The organism is Phenylobacterium parvum (assembly GCF_003150835.1).
Lineage (GTDB): Bacteria > Pseudomonadota > Alphaproteobacteria > Caulobacterales > Caulobacteraceae > Phenylobacterium > Phenylobacterium parvum.
In genome coordinates this window covers 2,643,390-2,666,994 of the sequence record NZ_CP029479.1, presented here as the reverse complement: position 1 = coordinate 2,666,994, position 23,605 = coordinate 2,643,390, and the positions used below count along the sequence as shown (strand labels likewise).

Genomic DNA, 23,605 nt, shown 5'->3' with positions numbered 1-23,605 from the left:
GCCGGCCTCAGGCGGGGTCAGGCCGGGCGTCAAGCTCGCGCCAGGCCCCGGCCAGGGCCTCGGCGACCGGCAGGCGCCGGCCGGGCCCCATGACGGTGTCCGTGGCGACCAGCCGGTCGACGCCGGAGGTCGCCAGGCGCCGGGCGGTCGCGCGGTCGTGCAGGCCGTGGACCACCGCCGCCGTGATCCGGCCCGCCCCAGCCGCCTTCAGGGCCCGGGCCGCCGCGGCCAGGGTCCCGCCCGTCGAGCAGATGTCGTCCACCAGGGCGACATGCGCCCCCTTGAGCCGAAAATCTTCCGCATACTGAACGTCGACCTCCCGGTCGCCCCGCCGGATCTTCCTGGCCACAAGGACGCCGGCGCCCAGCCGGTCTGCGACCGCCGCGGCCCAGGGGGCGCTCTCGGAATCTGGTCCCGCCACCAGGTCGATCCGGGGCCGAAGCCGCGACAAGGCCCCGGCCAGCACCTCCCCGCCGCCGAGGTTCAGCACCGCGCGGTCCGGAAAGACCCGGTCCAGGTCCGGTGTCCGGTGGAGGTGGGCCTCCAGGGTCAGGACCCGGTCGAAGGCACAGCCCAGCATCCGTCCCATCACGGCCTGGCTGAGAGGCTCTCCGGGGGCGAAAGTCCGGTCCTGGCGCATGTAGGGCAGGTAGGGCGCCACAAGGTCGATGCGGTCCGCCCCCGCCCGGCGCAGGGCGTCCGCCGCCAGCAGCAGGGGCATCAGCTTCGCGTCGGGATCGGCCAGGCTGCGATAGAGGAGGGCGGTCCCGCCTCCCGCCATATCCACCACCGGCCGGGACTCCCCGTCGGGGAAGCGGTGCGGCGTGATGGGGCGCAGGGACAGGCCGAGGGCTTCGGCGAAGCGCCCGGCGGGTGCGGCGTCGTCGGGAAAGGCGTGGACCGCGGCGGTCATGCGAGGGCGAAGCCCGGGTCCTCGCCCGCCGCTTCGCAGGCCAGGGCGAAGTCTGCGGGGTCCTCGGCGTGAAGGCGATAGAGGGGCTCGCCCTTTCGCACCCGCTCGCCCCGGCGCTTCAGCAGGTCCAGGCCCGCCCCCGGGTCGGTGGGCGCCCCGGCCAGGCGGGCGATGCGGGCGATCCGCAGGCAGTCGACACCGGTGACCGTCCCGTCCCGGGCGGCGGGGATCTCGCAAACCCGACTTCCCGGCGTGAGTCCGCCGGCCAGGGGGGAGGGGCCCTGGGCCTCGGCGATGGCCTCCAGCTTGCGCAGGGCCGCCCCCGAGGCGATGAGCTCGCGGGCGCGCGCCGCACCTGCGCCGCCGGCGACTTCCGGGTCCAGCTCGATCAGGCGCCCGGCCAGCCGCACCGATTTTTCGGCGAGGTCCGCCGGCGCCCCGGCCTCGCCCCGCAGGACCGCCAGCACGTCGCGGGCCTCAAGGGCCGGGCCCACACCCCGGCCGACCGGCTGGGAGCCGTCGGTCTCCACGACCTCGACCTTCAGGCCCACCCGGTCGGCGACGAACTCGAACAGCTTGCGAAGATGCCGGGCCGCCTCCGGGTCGCGCATCTTGGCGCCCGGCCCCACGGGCAGGTCGAGCAGGAGGTGGGTCGAGCCCGCCGCCATCTTCTTGGAGAGGATGGAGGCGACCATCTGTTCGGGAGTGTCGAGGGAGAGGGGCCGCTCCACAGAGATGAGTACGTCGTCGACGGGGGACAGGTTCACCCGTCCGCCCCAGACGATGCAGCCGCCGCACCTTTCGACCACCGCCCGCATCTCGTCCTCGTCCAGGTCCACCCGGGCCAGGACCTCCATGGTGTCGGCGGTCCCGGCAGGGGAGGTGATGGCCCGGGACGAGGTCTTGGGGGTCAACAGGCCATGGGCCGCCGCAACGGGGGCGACGATCAGCGAGGTCCGGTTGCCGGGCACCCCGCCAATGCAGTGCTTGTCGGCCACCAGGGGCCGGTTCCAGGACAGGCGCCGCCCGGCATTGGCCATGGCCCGGGTCAGGGCCAGGGTCTCCTCCGGCGTCATGAAGCTCGCGCAGGCCACCAGGAAGGCCGAGATCTCCATGTCTGACCAGCGGTGTTCGGCCAGGTCGTGGATGACGTCCCCGATCTGGACGTCGGTCAGGGTGGCGCCGCCGATCTTGGCCCGGAGGGCCGCCGCGCCGGCCGGCGGCGGCGCCGGGGCGACATGGACCGGGGTCCCCGCCGCAACGCCCAGGCGCCGGAAGGCGGGCTGGGTCAGGCCGGCCTCGCCGGGGCCCACCAGGGCGGGGTCGTCGCAGATCACCACGGCGGCCAGGAGGGTGCGCCCGCCCACCTGGATCTCGACCTTGCGCACCCCCGCCAGCCGCTCGGGCCGCAGGGCCCGGCAGTCGCGCGACAGGAGCAGGGTGTTCTCCCGGAAGGTGTCGATGGCCAGGGGCCGGACGGTCAGCTGCATGGGCGCTCCGACGCCACCATCAGCCACTCTGTCCCGGAGGGCAATCTCCGCACCCCTGCGGAGCCTTCAGGCCTCCGCCGAGGTCCCGCGCAGGCGCCAGCGGTGCGAGCCGGGCCCGAACCGGGGTTCGAACCTCCCCCGCGGTTCACGGGCCTCGGCCTCGAAAGCCCGCACCATCCAGTCCTCCAGGTCAGGACCCGCCGGCAGGCCGGTTCGCCTGGCGATGTCGGAGAGGATGAAGGACCGGTGGCATTCCCCGCCCGCCTGCCCGAGTCCCTCGCGGATCCACTCGCGGACAGAGTCCGGCGGCGGCAGGATGTCTTGTGGCAAAGGACGATACGGTCGGGCGGACCCCATGCTTGCCCCCGGAGTGAAGACGTACGCGGCTCCCTGGACGCGCCGTGTGACAGATGGCCGGAAGGTTTGGCGACAGTCGGATGAAGCTTCAGCCCTGACGCAGGGTCAGGGGTGCATCCCCCTGCGCCTTGGGGCAGGGTGGAGACAAGGGACCAAAGCGGGAGGCGCCCATGGGACGGTTTGACGGCAAGGTCGCGGTGATCACGGGCGGGGCCTCAGGGATTGGCGCCGCCGCCGCCCGTCGGTTCCACGCCGAGGGGGCCTCGGTCCTGTTGGCCGACCTGAACCTGGAGGCCGGCGAGGCTCTGGCCGCCAGCCTCGGCGAGGGCCGGGCCCGGTTCCGGAAGGTGGACGTCGCCTCCTGGCCGGAGGTGGACGCCCTCGTGGCCGACGCTGTCCGGGCCTTCGGCGGTCTCGACATCCTGTTCAACAACGCCGGCATCGGCAGCTTCGCCAACGCCGCGGATCTGGCCGTCGAGGACTGGCGGCGGGTAATCGACGTGGACCTGTCCTCGGTCTTCTACGGGTGCAAGGCGGCCCTCCCGGCCCTGCGCGCCCGGGGCGGCGGGTCAATCATCAACACCGCCTCCATTTCGGGCCTGGCGGGGGACTTTTCCTTCGCCGCCTACAACGCCGCCAAGGCGGGGGTGGTCAACCTGACCCGCTCGGTGGCCATCGACCACGCCCGGGAGAACATCCGGGTCAACGCCGTCTGCCCAGGACCGGTGGACACCCCCATCATCTCCGGCATCAACGACCTGCAGGGGGTGCGGGAAGCCTGGGACGCCCGGGTGCCCATGGGCCGCTTCGCCCGACCCGAGGAAATCGCCGCGGTGGTCGCCTTCCTGGCCTCGGACGACGCCAGCTATATGACCGGGGCCATCCTGGCGGTGGATGGCGGGGTCACCGCCCACACCGGCCAGCCCGACCTGCCCCGCATGCTGGGCCTGGCCTGAGGAGCGCGCCATGAAGAAGGTCGTTGGCGAAAGCCTGGACAGCCTGGCCGGCTACAGCCTTGTCGAGGCGCCGACTCCCGAACCCGGCCCGGGCCAGGTGCGCCTGCGCGTTACCGACTGCGGCCTCGGGTATGTCGACGCCCTGGTCGCCCTCGGCCGCTACCAGGTCAAGCCGCCCCTGCCGCACACCCCGGGCCAGGAGGTCGCCGGCGTGGTCGACGCCCTCGGCGAGGGGGTGGCGGGCCTGGCGCCCGGCGACCGGGTGATGGCCACCGTGGCGGGGGGCTTCGCCGACCTCGCCTTGGCGCCCGCCGTCGCCTGTACGCGCCTTCCGGCCAACATGACCTCCGGCCAGGCCGCCGGATTCCGGATCAACCACCTCACCGCCCTGCACGGCCTGGAGCACCGGGCGGCCCTGCGGCCCGGCGAGACCCTGCTGGTCCTGGGCGCGGCGGGGGGCGTGGGGACCGCCGCCGTCCAGGTGGGTAAGATTCTCGGCGCCCGGGTCATCGCCTGCGCCTCCACCCCCGAGAAGCGCGTCTTCGCCGCCGCCTGCGGCGCGGACGCGACCCTCGATACGGAGGGCGAGGGCTGGCGCGACCGGCTCAAGGCCCTGTGCGGCGGCAAGGGCCCCGACGTGATCTTCGATCCCGTCTGCGGGCCCCTGTTCGAGCCGGCCTTCCGGTCCCTGGCGTGGGGCGGACGGCACCTGGTGGTGGGCTTCGCCGGCGGCCCCATCCCGGCCCTGCCGGCCAACCTGCCCCTGATGAAGGGCGCCGCCCTTACCGGGGTCGACGTGCGCCAGTTCCTGCTGTTCGAGGGCCCGCGCGCCGCCGAGGCCCTCGACCGCCTCCTCGCCTGGGTGGCGGAGGGCCGCCTGTCGCCCCCCGAAGGCCGCCGCTTCGCCCTGGCCGACTACGGCCCGGCCCTGGAGTTCGCCCTGTCCGGCCAGGGCCTGGGCAAGACCCTGGTGGGGGCCGGCGCATGAGCGCGCTTCCCCGGCCTCCCCGTCCCTTCGAGGGCCGGATCGAACGGCTTCTGGACGACTCCCAGGCGGCGCGCCTGCGCAAGGACGGCGCCCCCGACGGCGCCCCGAACATCATCCTCATCATGCTGGACGACGTGGGCTTCGGATCCTTCGGGACCTTCGGCGGGCCCGTGCCCACCCCCGCCCTCGACGCCGTGGCGGCCCGGGGCCTTCGCTACAACCAGTTCCACACCACGGCCCTGTGCTCGCCCACCCGGGCGGCCCTGCTGACGGGGCGCAACCACCACGCCGTGCACATGGGCGGCATCCCCGAGGGGGCCAACAGCTTCCCCGGCTATGACAGCCTGATCCCCCGCTCCTCGGCCACGGTGGCCGAGATCCTGCGCCAGAACGGCTACGCCACCGCCTGCTTCGGCAAGTGGCACCTGACCCCGACCTGGGAGCAGGGCCCCGCCGGTCCTTTCGACCGCTGGCCGACGGGCATGGGTTTCGAGCGCTTCTACGGCATCATCAACGCCGAGGCCTCGCAGTATGAGCCCCCCGTCTACGACCAGACGACGCCGGTCTTTCCCTATCTCGGCAAGCCCGACTACCACCTCACCGAGGACCTGGTGGACCAGTCCATCGCCTGGATCGAGCGGGTGCGGGCGACGGCGCCGGGCAAGCCCTACTTCCTCTACCTGCCGACGCCTGCGGTGCACACGCCGCACCATGCGCCCAAGGCCTGGATCGACCGGTTCGCCGGCCAGTTCGACGCCGGCTGGGACGTCCTGCGCCAGACCATCTTCGAGCGCCAGATCGCCCTGGGCGTCATCCCCGAGGGTACGGTCCTGACCGACCGGCCCGACGAGATCCCGGCCTGGGAGGACTATCCCGACCGCTACAAGCCCATGGCCAGCCGGCTGATGGAGGCCTTCGCCGGCTTCCTCGCCCACACCGACCACCACATCGGCCGGCTGCTGCAGTTCGTGGAGGCCTCCGGCCAGGCCGACAACACCCTCGTTGTCTACATCACCGGCGACAACGGGGCCTCCGCCGAGGGGACCCTGAACGGCGCCTGGGCCGCGCCCTCCTTCCAGAACGGCGTGCCTGAGGACCCCGAGTGGATGCTCGCCCACATGGACGACTTCGGCACGGCGCGCTGCGAGAACCACTTCAACGCCGGCTGGGCCTGGGCCCTGGACGCCCCCTTCCAGTGGATGAAGCAGGTGGCCTCCCACTTCGGCGGGACGCGCAACGCCATGGCCCTGAGCTGGCCCGCCGGCATCGCCCAGGCCGGCGGTCTCCGCTCGCAGTTCCACCACGTCATCGACATCGCCCCCACCCTGCTGCAGGCGGCGGGGGTGGAGGCGCCCGCCCGGGTCAACGGGGTGGACCAGGACCCCATGGACGGGGTGTCCATGGCCTACAGCTTCGAGGCGCCCGACGCCCCCGGCCGGCGCACGACCCAGTACTTCGAGATCCTGGGCAACCGCGCCGTCTACCACGAGGGCTGGATGGCCTCCTGCTTCCACGGGCGCGTGCCCTGGATGCGCTTCCTCGCCACGCCCTTCGACGGGCCGCAGGAGCGATGGGAGCTCTACAACATCGCCGAGGACTTCTCCCAGGGCCGCGACCTGTCGGCCGAGTTCCCGGAGAAGCTGGAGGAACTCAAGGCGGTCTTCGACGCCGAGGCCCGGCGGAACGGGGTCTATCCGATGCGCGACCCGGCCCGCCGCGCGGACCCGGGCCTGGCCGTACCCACGGCCCTGGGGTCGGCCCGGTCCATGACCTACACGACGGCCCACGTGCGGATCCCCGAGAGCATCGTCGTCAATCTCAAGAACTGCTCCTACCGGATCACGGCGGACCTGGAGGTGGGCGAGGCGCCCGCCCGGGGCGTCATCGCCTGCCAGGGCGGCAACATGGCGGGCTGGAGCCTCTACCTGGACGCGGCCGGGGCGCCCCGGTTCCTCTACAACTACTTCGGCCGCGAGCTGACCCTGGTCGGCGAGGCCGGGCCCCTGGCCCCGGGGCCGCATGTGCTGGAGGTCGGCTTCGCCTATGACGGCGGCCTCGGCGCCGGCGGCGTCCTCACCCTGTCGGTGGACGGCGCCCCGGCCGGCGAGGCGCGGCTGGAGCGTACGGTCCCGGTCGTCTTCTCCATGAGCGGCGAGACCTTCGACGTCGGCCTCGACACCGGCGCCCCGGTGGGCCCCTATCCCCACGTCTATCCGTGCACGGCGCGCATCCGGACCGTCACCCTGGAGCGCCTGTCGGACCTGTCCCCCGCCGACCGCCGGACCCTCGCCGAACGGGAGTTCCGCGCCAGCGTCTCGTCGCAGTAGCCAGCCGCCCGCCTTTCGGCTAGAAGGCCCCTCCGCTGAAGACGCACCCGTAGCTCAGCTGGATAGAGCGTTGCCCTCCGAAGGCAAAGGTCACACGTTCGAATCGTGTCGGGTGCGCCATTTTCCGAATTGCAGACTTGGATCCCGCAGAGGGCGCGCAGCCTTTTGCCCGTCGTCCCTGCGTCTAGGCGACCCTCCCGCCCCGGAATAGACTGGACCCGTAACTCGGGAGGCAGGGCGAGATGCATATCTGCGGCATGGTGATCCCGGTTCCCGAGGACCGGCTGGACGACTACCGCCAGTGGGCCGAGGCCAGTGCGGCCTTCTTCCTCGAATACGGCTGCCTCGAGGTCGTCGAGAGCTGGGAGGATTTCGTCCCCGACGGCAGGCAGACCGACTTCCGCAGGGCGGTCGCCGCCCAGCCTGGGGAGAAGATCGTCTTCGCCTGGCAGGTCTGGCCCAGCAAGGCCTTCCTGGAGGCCGCCGAGGAACGGATGCACCAGGACCCCCGGATGGACAGCGCCGGGGCGCCGCCCTTCGACGCCTCCCGCCTGATCCTCGGCGCCTTCACGCCCCTGGTGGCGGCGGGCCGGTCCTGAGCCGGAGGGCCATGGCGGCGCGCGCCCGACGCCCTATCTTCTTGACGACGGGCGTAATCCCCGCGCCTCTTCAGCCGCTGACAGACCGGAGACATCCCCATGGACATGCAGGCCATCCTTGAGCGCCAGAAGGCGGCCCACCTGCGCGACGGCGAGGCCAGCGCGGCCCTGCGCATTGAGCGGATCGACCGCTGCATCCGCCTGCTGCGCGAGAACCGCCGGGCCATCGAGGAGGCGGTCAACGCCGACTTCGGCTCCCGCTCGCGGGAGGCGACGGCCTTCACCGACATCGCCGGCTCCATCGGCCCGCTCCAGCACGCCCGGGACAACCTCGCCAGGTGGATGCGCCCGGAGAAGCGCAAGACCACCCCGGCCATTCTGGGCCTCTTCGGGGCGAAGGCCGAGGTGCGCTACCAGCCCAAGGGCGTGGTGGGGGTGATCAGCCCCTGGAACTTCCCGGTGAACCTGACCTTCGCCCCCCTGGCCGGCATCCTCGCCGCCGGCAACCGGGCCATGATCAAGCCCTCCGAGTTCACCCCGGCCACCTCGGAGCTGATGCGGACCATGTTCGCCGGCGCCTTCTCCGAGGAGGAGATCGCCGTGGTCACCGGCGGCCCGGAGGTCGGCGAGGCCTTCTCGCGCCTGGCCTTCGACCACCTGATCTTCACCGGGGCCACCTCCATCGCCCGCCACGTGATGAAGGCGGCGGCGGAGAACCTGGTGCCCGTGACCCTGGAGCTCGGCGGCAAGAGCCCGGTCATCCTCGGCAGGTCGGCGGACCTCAAGGTGGCCGCGGCCCGGGTGATGAACGGCAAGACCCTCAACGCCGGCCAGATCTGCCTTGCGCCCGACTATGTCCTGGCGCCGAAGGACCAGGTGGAGGGCTTCGTGGCCGCCGCCCGCGCCTCCGTCGAGACCATGTTCCCGACGATCAAGGACAACCCCGACTACACGGCCATCATCGCCCAGCGGCACTATGACCGGATCACCGGCTACATCGAGGACGCCCGGGCCAAGGGCGCCCGGGTGATCGAGCTCAAGCCCGAGGGCGAGGACCTGTCCCAGCAGCCCCACCGCAAGATCGCCCCGACCCTGATCCTCGAGCCCACCGACGACATGAAGGTGATGCAGGAGGAGATCTTCGGCCCGGTCCTGCCGGTGAAGAGCTACCAGACCCTCGACGAGGCCCTGGACTATGTGAACGGCCACGACCGGCCCCTCGGCCTCTACTACTTCGGAGACGACGCGGCCGAGCAGGAGACGGTGCTCAGCCGGACGACGGCGGGCGGCGTGACGGTGAACGACGTCATCATGCATGTGGCCCAGGAGGACCTGCCCTTCGGCGGCGTCGGTCCCTCCGGCATGGGCAGCTATCACGGGCTCGACGGCTTCCGGGAGTTCAGCCACCGCAAGGCCGTCTTCAGCCAGATGAAGAAGGACATCGGCCCGCTGAAGATGCTGCGCCCGCCCTTCGGCCCGGGCATCCGCAAGATGCTGGACGGCCAGATCGGGCGGTGACCGGCGGGGCCGCCCGCCGTCAGTAGGTGTTGCAGTCCGACAGCGGCAGCTTCTTCTCGATGCAGCGGGAGTACCTGGCGCACTTCTGCATGGGCGTCCCGGCCATGACCAGGGTGTCGCCGTCCCGCTTCAGGTTCAGCACCTCGCGCCGCACCACCTTGCCGGTGAAGTCATCCTCGGGGAGGAGGGTGAGCATGGGCCCCTTCAGGGTGAACCGGCCCGACTCCAGGCTGGGCGAGCTGAAGGTCATGTTGCGCTCGAAGACATAGAAGGCGCCCGTCGCCGCGCCGCAGTTCGCGCCCTTGTCCATCCAGAGGCCGGCCAGGAAGTCGAGGTCGATCCGCGAGGCGGCGGCCTTCTCGGCTGCGGCCTGGGCCAGGGTCCTGGCCGGCGCCAGGGCCTCGGGCTCCACCGACGGCGCCTGTGCGGCGGGCGCTTCCGGCGCCGCCGGAGGTTCGGGGGCGGCCGCGGCGTCCCTGCACGCAGGTATGAACCTTGCGGTGGCGGGAACCTTGCAGGCCGCCACGGCCACTGCCCCTGCGACGGGAGCGCCGCAGCCGGACAGGCCCAGGGCGAGGGCGGCGAACAGGAAGGCGGGGCGGATCATGGCGCGGTCTCCGGTGTCGTCCGGAACCTAGACGCCGTGACGTTAAGGGAGGTTTGCCGGCGTGGAGCTATTTGGGGGCGCACCCATCCCCAGCGCCGCCAGGGCCTGGTCCCGCCGCTCGGTCATGGCTGTGCGCACGCGGACGAGGTCGTCGGGCGGCAGGCCCCAGCCGTCCATGAAGGTGAGCTGGGCGGTCGGCATGTAGAGGTCCCACCAGGCCAGGCGGGCCCGGTCCACCGGGGCGAGGGCGGCGTAGGCCTTGGCGAGGTCATCCGCTGCGTGGACGCCGAAGCGGCTGTGCAGGTCGCAGCGGGCCGCGGCCAGCTCGGCCATGGGATCGCCCAGGCAGGCGTCCTCCCAGTCCAGGAGGCCCGCCAGCCGTCCCTCCCGCCAGAGGAGGTTTCCCATCCAGAAGTCGCCATGCAGGAGGCGGGGCGACCCGGCGAAGGGCGGGCAGGCGGGCGCCTGGACCGCGCCCGGGCCGAAGAGTTCCGGCCGCCAGGCCTTAAGGTCGGGCAGGGGGTCGGTGAAGGTCCGCATGGCCGGCAGGCCGTGCTCGGCGCCCAGCCGGTGCAGGGCGGCGAGGGCCTGGGCCATCGGCCCGATGAGGCTGGCGGGCGGCCCCGGGGGCGGCTCCGTCCTGCCCTCGAGGAAGTCGAGGACCAGGGTGTCAGGCGGATCGAAGCGGCGCAGGCGCGGGGCGGTAACTCCCAGGTCCGGCAGGCGCGCCAGCAGGGCGGCCTCGAGGGCGGCGCGCTCCGCCGCCGGCGGCTTGCCCGGCATGTCCCTGGGCCGGCGCTCGACGACCGCCTCGGTCCCGCGGTCCGTTTCAAACACCAGCTTCCGGGCGTCGGAGGAGACCCCGCCTTTCAGGGGGTTCACCGAGACTAGCCGGGCCGTGGGATCAAGGCTGCGGACCCGGTCCCCGGGGGTCATGGCGCCTCGGCCTTTCCGTCGCCCGGCGCGATCCCCCCGTGTGCGAAGAGGCTGCGGGCGGTGTCGAGTACGATCCCGGCGTTGGGCCGGGACCGCCAGCCCAGCACCTCCCGCGCCTTGGCGGCGCTGGCCCGGCGTCGGCGTCCCAGCTGGGCGGCCAGCCTGGCCATCTCCGGGGAGGTGCGCGCAAGGTCATGGACCACGGCGTCGGGCAGTTCCGCCGCCGGGGCCCGGGCGCCGGCGGGGCCCAGGCCCTCGCGCAGGATGGCGGCGACCTCCAGCATGGACAGGGGCTCGCCCGCCACCGCCAGGAAGCGTTCGCCCGCCGCCGATGGATGGACCATGGCGCGCAGGTGAAGGTCGGCGACGTCGCGTACGTCCACCAGGCCGAAATAGGTTCGCGGGGCGGCGGGCATGGCGCCCTCCAGCATCCGCCGGATGATGTCGATGGAACTGGCGAAGTCCTGGCCGAGGACCGGCCCGAAGATCCCCACGGGATTGATGACGCTCAGCTCCATGCCGCCGGCCCCGGCCATGAAGTCCCAGGCGGCCCGCTCCGCAACCGCCTTGGAGCGGATGTAGGGGGCGACGTCCGGCTGGTCGACCCGGGTCCAGTCGGCTTCCGTGAAGGGGGCCTCGCGCTCGGGGTGGCCGTAGCCTACGGCGGCGAAGGAGGAGGTCAGCACCACCCGCCGCACCTTCCCCGCCGCCGCCGCCCGAAGGACGCGAAGGGTCCCGTCCCTTGCGGCGGCGATGAGCTCGGCCTCGCTGTCCGGTTCTGACCCGCCGAAGGGCGAGGCGACATGAAGAACGAAGTCGCAGCCGGCGACGGCCTCGGCCCACCCCTCGTCGCGGGTAAGGTCTGCGACCCGGACCCCGGTCGCCGCGGGATCGCGGACTCCGGCCGCCGCGAGGCGCTCGCGCAGGCCCGCTTCCCGGTCCGGCGCCCGGACGGTGGCGACCGTCTCCCATCCCGCCGCGTCCAGCGCCGCGAGGCACCAGCCGGCCAGGAAGCCCGAACCGCCCGTCACCAGAACCCTGCCCATGCGCGCCTCCCTTACGACCCCCAGGTCCCCGCCTAGCCGGAATCGGACTGACGCGGAACCGGCTCGGGCGCCCTTCCAATTCCCGCCCGGCCCGGTGTAGGGGTGCCGGCCATGACGAGCGACGCCCCCACCTACCAGATGTCCCTCCAGCGCCTCGGCCCCGGCCGCTGGCGCGTGCCGGCCGGCGAGGAATGGCGGAACCCCTCCGGCGGCCTCTGGGGCGGCTACGCCATCGGCCTGGCCACCCGCATCATCCAGGCCGAGCCGGAGCGGGTGGGGGAGGTCCTTTCCCTGACCCTGACCTACGCCGCCGCCCTGCCGGCGGGGGACCTCGACGTGCGCACCCGGCGGATCCGCCAGGGCGGCTCGGTGGGGGTGTGGGAAGTCGAGCTGCGGCCCGAGGGCTCGGAGGAGGTGGGCGTCCACGCCATCGTCACCACCGCCCGGCGGCCGGACACCCCGCCGTTTTCCTTCACCACCATGCCCGAGGCGCCCGAGCCCGAGAGTCTGCCGGCGCCGGAAATGCCCCACGCCCGCCAGCACTTCGGCTCCACCATGCTGGAGCGCCGGAGCCTGGACGGCTTCCCGCCCCGTCCCTCGGCGGGCTCGCGGTCCCTGGCCTGGGTGCGTTCGCGCCGGGAGCCCCTGGACAAGGCCCTCCTGGGCATGATCACCGACAACTCCCCGCCCCGGGCCATGTACGCCTTCGGCATGGGGGTCTCGACCACCACCCTGTCCCTCACCGTCTACCTGCACGCCACCGACGAAGAGGTGGCCGAGGTGGGCAATGACTATGTTCTGATCGAGTACGAGGGCCGGGTGGGCGGCGGCGGCGCCTCGGACGAACGTTCGAGCTACTGGCGGCGCGACGGCAAGCTGCTGGCCACCTCCGAGCAACTGGTCTGGTACCGCAAGGTCCCGCCGAGACCGACGGAGTAGGGCCCCGGCGACGGCTTGACGCCGCCCGCGCCGGCAGGGTGAGGTGGGCCTTCCGGATCTGACCCGCGAGGCCAGCATGACGAACGCCGCTTCCCCCTTCCTGGTGACCTACAGCCCGGAGGATTTCCGGCCCCGTCCGCGAGACCCCTGCGACCTGATCCTGGAAGGCGGCGTGGCCTCGGGCGCGGTGCACCCCTATGTGGTCCTCGAACTGGCCCGGAAGCACAGGTTCAACGCCATCGGCGCCACCTCGGCCGGGGCCAACGCCGGCGTCCTGGCTGCGGCGGCGGAATATGCCCGGACGGTGCGAGGCGACCCGGGGGGTTTCCTCCGTCTACAGAAGATCTGTGAGGATCGGGCCGGCGGCCTGGGCGAGCTCTTTCAGGAGTCGCCGGGTTTCGAGCCCCTCATGGCCATGGTCAAGGGCCGGGGCGGCTTCATGGCGCGGCTCCTGGCCGGCTTCGCCCGCCCCCTGGCGACGGGCGGCCTCGCCGGCGCCCTCCTGGCCCTGGCCTTGGCGGTTGGCGGTTGGTCAGCCTCCTTCCCCGCCCTCCTGTCGACGCTGGTCATCGCCCTGGGCGGCGCCGTGCTGGGCGCGCTGGCGGCGGCGGGGATGGCGGGGCTTGGCCTCGCCCGGCGCTTCAACGCACGACTGGGGATCTGCACCGGCCTGACCCGCCGGGGCCGGGGCATGCCGGCCATCACGGACTGGCTGCATGAGTCGATCCAGGCGATCGCCCATGGCGACGTCCCGGGCCCGGTCCTGACCTTCGGCGACCTGGAGGCGCAGGGTCGCATGCCAATCCGCCTGAGGCTGATCACCTCCAACCTGTCCCAGCAGAAGCCCCACACCCTGCCGGAGGCCTGGCCGGAGGGGCGTTACCGGCCCGCAGAGTGGGCCCGCCTCTTCCCACCGGCGATCCTGCAGCACCTGGAGGCCTGCACCCACAACACCGGCGACGGGACCCGTAGCCTGCCCCACTGGCGGGACCTGCCCATCCTGGTCGCCTCACGCATGAGCATGAGCGTACCCGGCCTCTTCGAGCCGGTCCCGGTGGAACTGCTCGACGTGGAGACGCCCCGCAGGGTGCGGGAGCTGGCCGGCGGCGCTGCATCGGATCCGCCCCCGCGGGCGGAGTGGCGCAGGGTGCTCTTCAGCGACGGGGGCTTCACCAGCAACTTCCCCATCCACCTGTTCGACGCACCCCTTCCGGCCTGGCCCACCTACGCCGTCGACTTCGAGGCCCTGCCGCCGGGGGCGGAGGGCGCCTCTCGGGTGGCCATCGTGGAGGGGGCGACGGACACCCGGATCCATCCGGTCGGTTCCGCCGGCGAGTTCCTGGGCGCCGCCCTGGCCACCTCGCGCAACTGGAACGACCTCCTGCTCTCCCTCCTGCCCATCCACCGCGGGCGGATCGCCCGGGTGCACCTGGCCGCCGACCAGGGCGGGTTCAACCTCGGCATGGACCGGGCGGGCGTGCAAACCCTCATGCGCTACGGCCTGGAGGCGGGGCGGCGACTGGCCGCGACCTCCTTCGAGGACCACCAGGTCCTGCGCGCGCGGGCGCTCTATGCGGGCCTGGTGCAGGTCTCCCGGCAGGCTCGGAAGGTCTGGGCGCGCGGCGGCCTGGGCGCAGACTTCCGGGACGGGACCGCGCCTACGGGGGACCTGACGCCCCGGGACCGCGACCACATCGCCTCCGCCCTCGACGCCCTCACCGGGATCGCCGGCCTGCCCCGCTCCCGGAACGCCGCCCAGCCCGACCCGGCCGGCCAGACCCGGATCACCCCGAAGTACTGAGGCGAGAGAGGAGACGCAGGCCGGCCAGGAAGCCCCGGGTCTCGTGCCGGCTGGCGCCGCTCTCCACGAGGGCCCTGTCCGCCTCGGGCAGGTTGTAGAAGGGAATGGCCGGCCAGACATGGTGGGCCAGGTGCAGGTTCATGTTGGCGTAGAAGAAGGCCGCGACCGGACCCAGCCTCACCGTCCGGGTCGAGACGTCGAACCGGGTCTCCGGCGAACCCGCCTCCAGACCTGCGTGCTGCAGGAGGGCCAGGACCCGGTTGAACCCCGAAAGACAGAAGGGCGCCAACGTCACGCCCGCGATGAGGATCGGCTGGCCCGCCGCCAGGAAGCTGGCGGCGAGGACCGCCTGGACGGCGAGCACCCGGCGGGCGCCGTCGCGGACCGCCCGCCGCTCCGGGCTCCCCGGGGGCGCCAGGGCCTGGATCCGCGCATCCCCGGGAATGCGCCCCGCAGCGTTCAGGACCAGGAGGCGGAGCCTGCGGACCAGGCCGGGCAGGTCCAGGGTGAGGAGCCAGGGCCACTGGGCCGGGGGAATCCTCGCCCTGGCGTTGGCCTCGATGTCGGCGGGCCCCAGGGTGTGCCGGTGGTGAAGGGGATGGGTCAGCTCAAAGAAGGCGTCATTGCTCCAGGTCAGGATGGAGCAGGCGCGGAACAGGATGGCGTTGGCCCGCCGTGAGGACAGGACATTGCGGTGAAAGAGCTCATGCCCGAGGCCGGCCCAGCCCAGGAAGGACCAGGCCGCCCAGTGCGGGACCAGCACGGCGAGGGCGACCAGGGTCCGCTCGGTGGAGGCCAGGTGGACGGAGAGGGCCAGGAGCGAAAGGTGAAAGGCCGCCCGGGCGGCCAGGTGGAGGAGGGCGACGTCGTTCCTCGGGCGGACAAGCCGGCGATAGGTCTCCCGGTCGAGGGCGGCGAAGGCCGGGGAGTTTGGGTCCCCGGTCATCCCTGCGTGACGGCGGCGGCGAGGAAGGCGTCCCGCGCAGCGCCCGCAAGCCCGATGGCCAGGAGGGTCCCCGGGACGCTGACGATGATGTCCTGCGCGCATTCCCCGGCCATGTAGCGGGTCACTTCCCCGTGGATGGTGGAGTTGAAGTCATGCCAGACAATCGCGCCCGAGCCGCCCAGCATGGCCCGGGCCTTCGCCGTGTCCGAGGCGATGGTTTCAAGGTCATGCCCGCCGTCGATGAAGACGAGGTCGACCTTCCCGTCCAGGCCCAGGGCGGCGGTGTCCAGGGTGCGGCTGTCCTGGTGCAGCAGGGTGAGCCGCCGCCGGTCCGCCTCGGACAGGCCCCGAAGGTAGAGCGGCCCCAGCCGCGCCTGGGTCAGGCGCAGGTGGTCGTCATTCTTCCGGTCATCGCTGCGGAGCTCGGCGTCGGAATAGTCCGCCGCCTCCCTGAGGTCGTCGGAGACGTCCCCGAGGTCCACCGAGACGACCTGACAGTCAGTCTCCGAGTTGGCCAGGAACAGAGAGGTGGAATAGCCGAGGAAGGTCCCGAACTCGAAGATGCGCCGGGGACGGAGGATCCGGGACAGGGCCGTCAGGCAGGCGGCTTCCAGCAGGGAAATGCTGCCAATCCCGCTGGGCGGAAGGTGGATCGAGAGCGGCGTCGGGTCGGCGTACAGGGCCTCGGTCTTCAGGAACAGCACCTTTGGCTTGATGTAGGCCAGGCCCGGCCCCCCCTGGGTGAACCGGTCCACCAGCGCCGCCGGGGTCTCGATGGGGCGGGAGGGGTCCGCCCCGGCCGGTAGGTCCTGTGCGCCCGCCTGCATGGCCGCCTCCTGATTCGCCCGCATCCTAGTCCCGGCCTGGTCTCAGACGAAGAACATCACCGTCTCGGACCACCCCTGGGTGTAGTGCCGCAGGAAGACCCGGTAGTCCGGATGAAGGCCGAGGGCGAAGCGGGCGATGTCCCGGAAGTCGGAGGCCCGGTGATAGACCGCGAGCGCCAGCTTGGGGCGGAAGTCGCCGATGAGCCGGCGGGCCCCCGCGAGGGCTCGGGTCTCCCATCCCTCGAGGTCCATCTTGATGACGCTCACCGGCCCCTCGAGGTGTGCGTCCAGAGGGATCACCCGGATGGTCTGTCCGCCGCCTTCGCCGATGGCCGAGGCCGAGCCGGCGTCGGGGTCGAAGGCGAGGTCCCCGGCGATGTCGGACAGGCCGACAGGATGGAAATGGATATCGCGCTGGCCCGCCAGCCTGGCCTGGGCCTTTCGCATGTTGGCGGCCGAGGGCTCGAAGAGGTGGACGGCGCGATAGTCCGGGTCGTGCCGGATGAAGGCCTCGGCCGTGTCGCCGTCGAAGCCGCCTGCGTCCACGAAGACCTCGCCGGCCAGGTCCAGGAAGGGCTCGAAGTACTGGGCCTCGATCCGGACTTCGTAGTCCGTCATGTAGGCGGGATCGGCGGTCACCCTGAATCTCAGGACATCCAGCAGGGTCCTTCGGGACTCCGCGTCCGCCATGCGCTCGTAAAGGGCTTCCCACTCTGCCGGGTGCGCCGCCCAGTCCGCACTCTGTTCCCGGACGAAGTCCGGCGGGTCGAGGGCCGTGTCGGCCGCCATCAGGTCTGCGAGCCCGACAAGGCGAAGGCCGGGACGCGCCGAGAACCTGCGCACCACGTCCACCGGCCGGATCGAGCTGGCGGCGTTCACCACCACTGCGCCCTCCGGCAGGTCCTCGGATCTGAATACGGGGAGACCGTTCCAGGTCGATCCCGGGGCCGCCCCGTCATCGATCAGTCCGGCCGCCTTGAGGCGCCCCGCAAGGCGGGCGGCGTCGGCGTTGCGGCCCACCAGGTAGCAGGGGCCCGCCTTCCCCTTCAGCGCCGCTCGGGCCAGGGCGGCGGGCGGGCGCGAAGCCAGGGCGGCCTCGATCTGGCGGGTGAACCCGCCGGTCACCAGGCGTCTCCCGGCAGGATGTCATACAGCCGCCGCCCGAGCGCCGCCTGGGTGAGGTCGGCGAGGTCTTCGGCGTCCCGGGCGCGAAGGAAGAGAAGCCCGGCCCGCGACCTGGGACTGGGCGCAAGCGTGTCCCCCGCCAGGGCGAGGGGCGCCAGCCGCTCGATGTCCACTGGCCGGTGGAACCGCAGGGCGCCGAGCGGCGCCCCTTCCGGGGACGAAACCGTGTGTCGCAGCACCAGTGCGCCCGGCCCCGTTGGAGACAGGGGCCCGAAGTCCTCGCCAAGGAAGGGCCGGACATAGGCCCGGGCGTAATCCAGGCCCGTCGAGAGGCGGATCAGCAGGCTGTAGAGGTCTCCCGGGCAGCGCCGCGTGACCTCGATGATGCGGATCCCGGAGGGGCCCAGGATCAGCTGGGTGTGGAGGAGCCCGGGCTTGAGGTCGAGTTCGGCCTGCATCCGGACGGCGGCGGCCCGCATTTCCTCAAGGGCTTCGGCGGGGAAGTCGTCGACCTGGTGGCTGGTGTCGACCGCCAGGGGGTTTGCCGAGCCGTACTCCACGACGACGGCGTCCCAGCGCACGCCGGAGCGGTCGACGAAGGCGGTGTGGCTGTAGAGCTGGCCCTCGACGAACTCCTCGATGACACAGGCGCCGGAACGCGACTCCGCGCAGGCCCGGGCCTGGGCCTCCGACACCTCGGCCACGGTTGGCGATCGCAGGATCGAGGCGCCGCGGCCGCTGTAGGATTCCTCCGGCTTGACGATCACCGGGATTCCCGGGTGGACCTCGGCGGGTCCCAGGGTCCGCGGGACCGGAAGACCGATCGCCTGGGCCCACGACCGGAAGGCGCCCTTGTTGTTCAGCGCCCGCGTCACGGCGGAGCCGTCGACGCCGGGTAGGGGCCGCCGGTCGGCGATCTCCGCACAGGTCTGGTAGGAGCGGTCGTTGCATCCCGGCGCCAGGAAATCGAACCCGCCAGCCTCGAAGAGGCGCAGGGTCGCCTCCGTGTCGGAATAGTCCAGCTGGACATAGTCCGGGTGGGCGCGGGCCAGGACGTCCGAGGGGTTTGCGCCGGCCAGGGTCACCTCGTGCCCCTCCGCCTTCAGGGCCTGGAGCAGGGGGCCAGCGGCGATGTTGGTGTCGAGGAGGAGGACCCGGGCCATGGGATCAGTCCGCGACCTCGACCCGGCGGCCGGAGGCGGCGGATCTCTGGATGGCGTCGATCACCCTCAGGTTGCGAAGCCCGTCCAGGGGCGTCACCACGACCTCAGCCTCGCCGCGGATCACGGCGAGGAAGTTGTCCAGCTGGGCCTGGAGCGGATCGCGACGGGTCACCGGAACCGTCTCGACACTGAACGGCTTCATCCAGGACGCTTCGGCTTTGGTCGCGAAGGTCTCGAGGCGCAGGGTGGGGAAGTGCAGGGTCCCGCGCTCGCCGGTCAGGGTGTAACAGGTCTCTTCGCCGGACTGGAAGAAGGCCGGGTTCTCTCCTGTCGTCTGCTCCCAGCTGCGGGCCGAGGCGCCGGAATCCGACAGCATGAACACCCCAAGGGCGCCGCCCCTGAAAGACAGGGTGATGGCGGCGGAGTCCTCCACCGCGTGGCCGCGCACCCTGGAGGAGGTCATGGCCTGGACCGCCTCGATCTCTCCGCAGAAGGTCCGCATCATCCCGATCTCGTGGATCAGGTTGATGAGGATGGGGCCGCCGCCCGGACGGGTCCGCCAGGGGGCCGCCGCGAAGTAATCGTCCGGCTTGCGAAAGACCGCGCTGCCCTGGAAGGCGACCAGGCGGCCCAGTCGCCCGGACTGGACCACCTCGCGCGCGGCCTGGACGAGAGGGCTGTGGGCCCTGTGGTGGCCGACCATGGTGGGTATGCCGCGGGCGGCGACCATCTCCACAAGGATCTCGGCCTCCCGGACATCGTCCGTGATCGGCTTCTCGACCAGCATGGGGACGCCGGCCTCGGCGCAGGCGCGGGCCTGCTCGAAGTGGAAGACGTTGGGGGAGGACAGGATGACCCCGTCCGGCTTCTCGGCCTCCAGGCAGGTTTCAACGTCCGCATGGACGGGAACCCCGAGGGTATCGGAAAGCTCCCGGGCGTGGACGGGCTCGGGCTGGACGATGGCGACGAGTTCGGCCCCGGGGTGGGCGCCCACGAGGGCGATGTGCTTCATGCCCATCAGGCCGGGCCCCACGACCACAAGCCGAACTCGGGACATCCGCCGCCCTCCGCCACGCTGGACCCGGCCGGTCGCCGTATCCTGGACGGAGGAAGGCTAGGGCGGTTCGGCCATTCGTCCAAGCCGGGCCGGTAACGCTGGATTAACCATAAAAGAGGAGCCTGAGATTAGGCCCCGAGGGAGTCTTCATGCCGCTCGTCGACCCCAGGTCAGGATTCGTCGCGCCGGTCGCTGCGGCGACACCGGCCCGCCTTCCTGTGGCGGCGCCGACCCTTCCCGCCGCTGAAGGGGTCCTGCCCTATCTCCAGAGGATCGACGCCTCGGGCTGGTATTCCAACTTCGGCCCCCTCGTCCAGGAGCTGGAGGCCCGTCTCGCCGGTCGCTTCGTCCACCCGACCGAGGTGGTTACCGTCGCCAACGGCACCCTTGCCCTGACGCTTGCCCTGCAGGCTCTCGACCTGCCGCGGGGCGGCTTCTGCGCCATCCCCTCCTGGACCTTTGTCGCCACCGCCCATGCGGTGCGGATGGCGGGCCTGACCCCCTGGTTCGTCGATGTCGAGCCCGAGGGGGGTGAACTGACGCCTGACCTCCTGGCCCAGGCCCTGCCACGGGCGCCCGGTCCCGTCGTGGCGACCCTCCCCGTCTCGGTCATGGGCCGCCCGACGCAGGTCGAGGCCTGGGCCGCCTTCCAGGAAGCGACGGGACTTCCGGTCATCCTCGACGCCGCCGCCGGGTTTGACGCCGTCCACGATGCGGCCGTCACCGTCATGGTCAGCCTGCACGCCACCAAGGCCCTTGGGATCGGCGAGGGCGCCTTCCTCGCCACGCGGGACCCTGCCCTGGCCCGGCGGTGGCGCGCCCTGACGAACTTCGCCTTCATGGGCGACCGCATCGCCCGCTACCCCGCGACCAACGCCAAGCTCAGCGAGTACGCTGCCGCCGTGGGCCTCGCCGCCCTGGATATCTGGCCGGAAACCCGCAACCGATATGTCGCCGCGGCGCGCCGGCTTCGGATCGCCCTGTCCGACGAGCCCCGAGTGCGCTTCCAGTCCGGCTGGGGCCTGGACTGGATCTCCAGCACCTGCCTTGTCTCCCTGCCGCAGGGCTCGGCCGATGCGGTCGAGGCCTTCCTGAACGAACAGGGCGTGGAGACCCGGCGCTGGTGGGGCGCAGGCTGCCACACTGCACCGGCCTTCGCCGATTGCCCCTCGGATTCGCTGGAGGCCACCGTGAAGCTGGCGGGATCGGGTCTGGGCATCCCATTCTTCGCCCATCTACAGCCCGACCAGATCAACCGGGTCGCCCGCACCCTGAAGCTTGCGATGGACCAGGCCGGCTTCGAAAGGACTCCCGCGTGAAGCTCGAAGACCTTCTGCTCGAGGGCGCCCAGCCCACCTATTCCGAGAGCATCCGCCTCATCGCCGCCCGGTGGGAGGTCCTGCTCGGGCCGCACTTCATGGACGGACACCCGCCCGAAGACCTGCAGTTGCGCGTCGTAGCCGCCATCGAGGCGGGCGGCCTTGCCGACGATGCTGTCCTGGCCGTGGCGGGGGACCTCGCCGCACTGGCCTGGTGGCGGGGCCCCGCGCTGCCGGACGGGCTCAGGGGGAGACTCAACGCGCTCACCCGGCAGATCCTCATCCGGACCTCGGACGGGTTGCAGATGGAGCCAAGGCCCCTCCCGCGGAGCCGTCTGAGGCGCGCCCACGTCATCCTTGCAGGGAACCTTCTCGACCCGGCGCACTCACCTTCGGCGGGGGCGATCGACTATGCGGCCGCCCTCGCGATGGATTCCCAGACGGAGCGGGTGGAGATCGTCCACTCCGGTGGCGTCACCCCGGCGATGAAGGCCTACATCGAGACCCGGCTGGGCCATTTCCCGGCGTCCCGGGGCCTCTCCCTTGTCTCTACCCGCGACAATCCGGACTTCCTGGTCGACATCCTTGGCCGCGGTCCCTGCACCTTCCATGTCTGGGGGGAGCCGGCCCTCTCGCCCGTCATCAGCGTTGCGAGCCGGCTGGGTCCGACCCTGATGTTCACCTGCGCCGACGAGCCCCCTGTCCAGTTCGCCGACGTCTACTGGTACTTCCAGGCCGAAGACCGCATCCGCCGGCTCTGGGCGGACCAGGGAGCGCCTCAGGCCTTCATCGACCGATATGTCCGCCTGGCGTCCGGGCCCTGTCTCGACGGCCCCCCTCCCACACCCCTCCTGCGGCGGGACCTGGGGCTCTCGGAGGACGCCTTCGTCATCGCGACGGTCGGCAACCGGCTCGCGGTGGAGATGGACGAGGCCTACATCACCGGGGTCGAACTGGCGATCCGCGACCGCCCGGAGTGTGTCTGGATGGTCGTCGGCGGCCTGCCGGATTACCTCTCCGGCGCCTTCGAGCAGGTCCTCGGACCGCGCTTCATGCACATTCCCTATTCCCACGAGCTCGACCGGCTGATGACCACGGTCGACGTCTTCGCCAATCCTTTCCGGACAGGCGGCGGGAACAGCGCCAACCTGGCGCTTGGCGCCGGGGCGGCGGTCCTGTCACTGGGCCTCGGCGACGTCTCCGCCCTCATCCCCGACAGCTTCGTCGCCGGCGATGCCGACGAGTATTTCCGTTATCTCGGTTTCCTCATGGACTCCCCCGAGCTTCTCGCTGCCGTGAAGGCCGAGCAGGGCGCCCACAACGCCCGCATGCGCGACCAGGGCCTCTTCCTCAAGGAAATCCAGGGACTGGCCCGCCTCGCCGCCGACCGGTACGAGGCCCGCGGCTGTGGGGCGCCCCTGTCGGAGACAGTCTTTGCGCCCCGGGCGCCGCTGGCCGCCACGGGGTGACGACGGACCTTTTCAACCTTGGAGGCGCCGTAGGGACCCTGCTGATGGGCCTCCTTGGACTTGTTCTGCCGAGGACCGCGGCCCGTTTCGTGGGCCTGCAGGCCCTGACGCCTGCTGGACGCTCGGAGTTCCGGGCGACGTACGGCGGGCTCTGGATCCCGCTGGCGCTCCTGCCGATCCTAACGCGGGACCCGATGCTCTTCGCGGTCAGCGGCCTCTGCTGGGCAGGAGCCGCCCTCGGCCGGGCGGCCTCCATTGTGCTCGATGACGCCTGCGACACCCGGAACCTGATGGCGGTTGGCTTCGAGCTGGCCTTCGCCATCCTGCTTCTTGCCGGAAGCCCTGGGCGGGCCGTCCTGGCGCTCATGGGCTGAGGCCAGGACGCGCCACTGGCCGCGCTCAGAGCGCGAAGGTGAAGCCGCCATTCACCGGATAGACCTGGCCGGTGATCCAGCTCGAGGCGTCAGACGACAGGAACAGGACCATGTTGGCGACATCGTCCGGGCGCCCGGGGCGACGGATGATGTACTTCTCCATCTGCCGCTTCAGGCGCTCGGGGTCGCCGTTCAGGGTGCGCTCGACGGCCGGGGTCGCCGTGAGGGCGATGGCCACGGAGTTGGCCGTGATCCCGTACCGGCCCAGGGTCCGGGCCACCGAACGCATGAAGCCCGCCGCGCCGGCCTTGCCGGCGGCGTAGATCTCCATGTTGGCGTCGCCCCAGCGGCCGGCGTCGGAGATGATGGTGACGATCCGGCCGGGCGCCTGGCGCTGGATCATGCCGGGGATCACCGCCCCGGTGCAGTTGATCACCCCGAAGAGGTTGACGCCCAGGAAGGTCTGCCAGGCCTCCGGCCCGGTCTCCCAGAAGGGCAGGCGGGCGTCGGCCGAGGGGGTCGCCCCGGCGTTGCCGGCGTTGTTGACCAGGACCCCGATGGGCCCAAGGTCGGCGCTGGCCTTGGCCACCATGTCCTTGACCGCCGCCTGGTTGGAGACGTCGCACTGCAGGGCCAGGGCCTTGCCCCCCGCGGCGCGGATTTCCTCGGCCACGGCCTCGGCCCGCTCCAGGACGTAGTCGTTCACCACCACGCCGCCGCTGTGGGCGGCGCCGCCCAGGTGCAGGGCGATCTGGCGTCCCACGCCCTGCCCTGCCCCCGTCACCAGGGCCACGCGGCCCCCAAGGTCCAGAATGTCGGTCATCTCTTGTCTCCTCCCTCGCTCCAGC

Annotated in this window: 22 protein-coding genes and 1 tRNA gene; 11 read left to right on the top strand and 12 right to left on the bottom strand. The window is 71.9% G+C overall.

Annotated elements, in window-relative coordinates; all coding sequences use genetic code 11:
- Positions 1-7: 7 nt before the first annotated feature.
- From prs to HYN04_RS12480, 3 genes are all read right to left on the bottom strand, one after another.
- Complete coding sequence (prs, locus tag HYN04_RS12490; protein WP_110451064.1) at positions 8-913, bottom strand: ribose-phosphate diphosphokinase; 906 nt, start codon at positions 911-913, stop codon at positions 8-10.
- Entirely contained in the window at positions 910-2,403 is a 1,494-nt protein-coding gene (locus HYN04_RS12485) for a thymidine phosphorylase family protein (protein WP_110451063.1), read from the bottom strand. The genes prs and HYN04_RS12485 overlap by 4 nt, the downstream gene beginning before the upstream one ends.
- A gap of 66 nt (positions 2,404-2,469) precedes the next feature.
- A complete protein-coding gene (locus tag HYN04_RS12480) occupies positions 2,470-2,733 on the bottom strand; it encodes a hypothetical protein (protein WP_110451062.1) in 264 nt (87 codons plus the stop codon).
- A 197-nt stretch (positions 2,734-2,930) separates the two neighbouring features.
- On the opposite strand from HYN04_RS12480, the gene budC reads away from it, so the two are divergent.
- The 6 genes from budC (at position 2,931) to HYN04_RS12450 (ending at position 9,148) form a co-directional block, all read left to right on the top strand.
- Positions 2,931-3,716: a meso-2,3-butanediol dehydrogenase gene (gene budC / locus HYN04_RS12475; protein WP_110451061.1), complete on the top strand. Its 786-nt coding sequence runs from the start codon at positions 2,931-2,933 to the stop codon at positions 3,714-3,716.
- Between the two features lie 10 nt (positions 3,717-3,726).
- Positions 3,727-4,704 (top strand): NADPH:quinone oxidoreductase family protein, encoded by a 978-nt coding sequence (locus tag HYN04_RS12470; protein WP_110451060.1) that lies wholly within the window; start codon positions 3,727-3,729, stop codon positions 4,702-4,704.
- On the top strand, positions 4,701-7,031 hold the full coding sequence (locus HYN04_RS12465; protein WP_110451059.1) for an arylsulfatase: 2,331 nt from the start codon (positions 4,701-4,703) through the stop codon (positions 7,029-7,031). The genes HYN04_RS12470 and HYN04_RS12465 overlap by 4 nt, the downstream gene beginning before the upstream one ends.
- Positions 7,032-7,074: 43 nt before the next feature.
- Positions 7,075-7,151: transfer RNA gene (locus HYN04_RS12460), tRNA-Arg, on the top strand.
- 122 nt (positions 7,152-7,273) lie between these two features.
- Complete coding sequence (locus tag HYN04_RS12455; protein ID WP_110451058.1) at positions 7,274-7,630, top strand: DUF1428 domain-containing protein; 357 nt, start codon at positions 7,274-7,276, stop codon at positions 7,628-7,630.
- Positions 7,631-7,729: 99 nt separating this feature from the next.
- Positions 7,730-9,148 (top strand): coniferyl aldehyde dehydrogenase, encoded by a 1,419-nt coding sequence (locus HYN04_RS12450; protein WP_110451057.1) that lies wholly within the window; start codon positions 7,730-7,732, stop codon positions 9,146-9,148.
- Between the two features lie 19 nt (positions 9,149-9,167).
- Here HYN04_RS12450 and HYN04_RS12445 read toward each other — a convergent pair whose 3' ends face one another.
- Genes HYN04_RS12445 through HYN04_RS12435 form a run of 3 tightly spaced genes read right to left on the bottom strand, consistent with a single transcriptional unit; the run spans position 9,168 to position 11,737 of the window.
- Positions 9,168-9,755 carry a hypothetical protein gene (locus HYN04_RS12445; RefSeq protein ID WP_110451056.1) on the bottom strand — a complete coding sequence of 196 codons (588 nt, stop codon included), beginning with the start codon at positions 9,753-9,755 and terminating at the stop codon, positions 9,168-9,170.
- Positions 9,756-9,797: 42 nt separating this feature from the next.
- Positions 9,798-10,691, bottom strand: coding sequence for a phosphotransferase family protein (locus tag HYN04_RS12440; protein ID WP_110451055.1), 894 nt, complete (start codon positions 10,689-10,691; stop codon positions 9,798-9,800).
- A complete protein-coding gene (locus tag HYN04_RS12435) occupies positions 10,688-11,737 on the bottom strand; it encodes an SDR family oxidoreductase (RefSeq protein WP_110451054.1) in 1,050 nt (349 codons plus the stop codon). Before HYN04_RS12435 ends, HYN04_RS12440 begins: the two co-directional genes overlap by 4 nt.
- Positions 11,738-11,848: 111 nt before the next feature.
- Between HYN04_RS12435 and HYN04_RS12430 the strand changes: the two genes are divergently transcribed.
- Together HYN04_RS12430 and HYN04_RS12425 are read left to right on the top strand one after the other, a co-directional pair.
- Entirely contained in the window at positions 11,849-12,676 is an 828-nt protein-coding gene (locus HYN04_RS12430) for an acyl-CoA thioesterase (RefSeq protein ID WP_162599649.1), read from the top strand.
- 76 nt (positions 12,677-12,752) lie between these two features.
- The gene (locus HYN04_RS12425) at positions 12,753-14,477 is read left to right on the top strand and encodes a patatin-like phospholipase domain-containing protein (RefSeq protein ID WP_162599648.1); all 1,725 of its coding nucleotides are present in this window, start codon (positions 12,753-12,755) and stop codon (positions 14,475-14,477) included.
- On the opposite strand, the gene HYN04_RS12420 is transcribed toward HYN04_RS12425, so the two are convergent.
- The 5 genes from HYN04_RS12420 to HYN04_RS12400 are packed head-to-tail and all read right to left on the bottom strand — an operon-like array spanning position 14,461 to position 19,595.
- The gene (locus HYN04_RS12420; RefSeq protein WP_110451051.1) at positions 14,461-15,423 is read right to left on the bottom strand and encodes a fatty acid desaturase family protein; all 963 of its coding nucleotides are present in this window, start codon (positions 15,421-15,423) and stop codon (positions 14,461-14,463) included. The genes HYN04_RS12425 and HYN04_RS12420 overlap by 17 nt on opposite strands.
- Positions 15,420-16,250, bottom strand: coding sequence for a class I SAM-dependent methyltransferase (locus HYN04_RS12415; protein ID WP_110451050.1), 831 nt, complete (start codon positions 16,248-16,250; stop codon positions 15,420-15,422). The genes HYN04_RS12420 and HYN04_RS12415 overlap by 4 nt, the downstream gene beginning before the upstream one ends.
- A gap of 42 nt (positions 16,251-16,292) precedes the next feature.
- Complete coding sequence (locus tag HYN04_RS12410; RefSeq protein ID WP_110451049.1) at positions 16,293-17,375, bottom strand: FkbM family methyltransferase; 1,083 nt, start codon at positions 17,373-17,375, stop codon at positions 16,293-16,295.
- Positions 17,372-18,538, bottom strand: a complete 1,167-nt coding sequence (locus HYN04_RS12405) for an ATP-grasp domain-containing protein (protein ID WP_110451048.1) — start codon at positions 18,536-18,538, stop codon at positions 17,372-17,374. Before HYN04_RS12405 ends, HYN04_RS12410 begins: the two co-directional genes overlap by 4 nt.
- Before the next feature lie 4 nt (positions 18,539-18,542).
- Entirely contained in the window at positions 18,543-19,595 is a 1,053-nt protein-coding gene (locus tag HYN04_RS12400) for a Gfo/Idh/MocA family protein (RefSeq protein WP_110451047.1), read from the bottom strand.
- A 149-nt stretch (positions 19,596-19,744) separates the two neighbouring features.
- On the opposite strand from HYN04_RS12400, the gene HYN04_RS12395 reads away from it, so the two are divergent.
- From HYN04_RS12395 to HYN04_RS12385, 3 genes are read left to right on the top strand one after another with little or no spacing between them, the layout of a single operon-like run.
- The gene (locus HYN04_RS12395; protein ID WP_110451046.1) at positions 19,745-20,914 is read left to right on the top strand and encodes a DegT/DnrJ/EryC1/StrS family aminotransferase; all 1,170 of its coding nucleotides are present in this window, start codon (positions 19,745-19,747) and stop codon (positions 20,912-20,914) included.
- Positions 20,911-22,383: a hypothetical protein gene (locus tag HYN04_RS12390; RefSeq protein WP_110451045.1), complete on the top strand. Its 1,473-nt coding sequence runs from the start codon at positions 20,911-20,913 to the stop codon at positions 22,381-22,383. The genes HYN04_RS12395 and HYN04_RS12390 overlap by 4 nt, the downstream gene beginning before the upstream one ends.
- Positions 22,380-22,757 (top strand): DUF4345 family protein, encoded by a 378-nt coding sequence (locus tag HYN04_RS12385; protein ID WP_110451044.1) that lies wholly within the window; start codon positions 22,380-22,382, stop codon positions 22,755-22,757. The genes HYN04_RS12390 and HYN04_RS12385 overlap by 4 nt, the downstream gene beginning before the upstream one ends.
- A 25-nt stretch (positions 22,758-22,782) precedes the next feature.
- On the opposite strand, the gene HYN04_RS12380 is transcribed toward HYN04_RS12385, so the two are convergent.
- Entirely contained in the window at positions 22,783-23,580 is a 798-nt protein-coding gene (locus tag HYN04_RS12380; protein WP_110451043.1) for an SDR family NAD(P)-dependent oxidoreductase, read from the bottom strand.
- Positions 23,581-23,605: the final 25 nt, after the last annotated feature.

What these genes read in the sequence shown, in the direction of transcription:
- prs (WP_110451064.1), bottom strand. Translation starts at nt 913, where the DNA reads ATGACCGCCGCGGTCCACGCCTTTCCCGACGACGCCGCACCCGCCGGG.
- HYN04_RS12485 (WP_110451063.1), bottom strand. Translation starts at nt 2,403, where the DNA reads ATGCAGCTGACCGTCCGGCCCCTGGCCATCGACACCTTCCGGGAGAAC.
- budC (WP_110451061.1), top strand. Translation starts at nt 2,931, where the DNA reads ATGGGACGGTTTGACGGCAAGGTCGCGGTGATCACGGGCGGGGCCTCA.
- HYN04_RS12470 (WP_110451060.1), top strand. Translation starts at nt 3,727, where the DNA reads ATGAAGAAGGTCGTTGGCGAAAGCCTGGACAGCCTGGCCGGCTACAGC.
- HYN04_RS12465 (WP_110451059.1), top strand. Translation starts at nt 4,701, where the DNA reads ATGAGCGCGCTTCCCCGGCCTCCCCGTCCCTTCGAGGGCCGGATCGAA.
- HYN04_RS12455 (WP_110451058.1), top strand. Translation starts at nt 7,274, where the DNA reads ATGCATATCTGCGGCATGGTGATCCCGGTTCCCGAGGACCGGCTGGAC.
- HYN04_RS12450 (WP_110451057.1), top strand. Translation starts at nt 7,730, where the DNA reads ATGGACATGCAGGCCATCCTTGAGCGCCAGAAGGCGGCCCACCTGCGC.
- HYN04_RS12445 (WP_110451056.1), bottom strand. Translation starts at nt 9,755, where the DNA reads ATGATCCGCCCCGCCTTCCTGTTCGCCGCCCTCGCCCTGGGCCTGTCC.
- HYN04_RS12440 (WP_110451055.1), bottom strand. Translation starts at nt 10,691, where the DNA reads ATGACCCCCGGGGACCGGGTCCGCAGCCTTGATCCCACGGCCCGGCTA.
- HYN04_RS12435 (WP_110451054.1), bottom strand. Translation starts at nt 11,737, where the DNA reads ATGGGCAGGGTTCTGGTGACGGGCGGTTCGGGCTTCCTGGCCGGCTGG.
- HYN04_RS12430 (WP_162599649.1), top strand. Translation starts at nt 11,849, where the DNA reads ATGACGAGCGACGCCCCCACCTACCAGATGTCCCTCCAGCGCCTCGGC.
- HYN04_RS12425 (WP_162599648.1), top strand. Translation starts at nt 12,753, where the DNA reads ATGACGAACGCCGCTTCCCCCTTCCTGGTGACCTACAGCCCGGAGGAT.
- HYN04_RS12420 (WP_110451051.1), bottom strand. Translation starts at nt 15,423, where the DNA reads ATGACCGGGGACCCAAACTCCCCGGCCTTCGCCGCCCTCGACCGGGAG.
- HYN04_RS12415 (WP_110451050.1), bottom strand. Translation starts at nt 16,250, where the DNA reads ATGCAGGCGGGCGCACAGGACCTACCGGCCGGGGCGGACCCCTCCCGC.
- HYN04_RS12405 (WP_110451048.1), bottom strand. Translation starts at nt 18,538, where the DNA reads ATGGCCCGGGTCCTCCTCCTCGACACCAACATCGCCGCTGGCCCCCTG.
- HYN04_RS12400 (WP_110451047.1), bottom strand. Translation starts at nt 19,595, where the DNA reads ATGTCCCGAGTTCGGCTTGTGGTCGTGGGGCCCGGCCTGATGGGCATG.
- HYN04_RS12395 (WP_110451046.1), top strand. Translation starts at nt 19,745, where the DNA reads ATGCCGCTCGTCGACCCCAGGTCAGGATTCGTCGCGCCGGTCGCTGCG.
- HYN04_RS12380 (WP_110451043.1), bottom strand. Translation starts at nt 23,580, where the DNA reads ATGACCGACATTCTGGACCTTGGGGGCCGCGTGGCCCTGGTGACGGGG.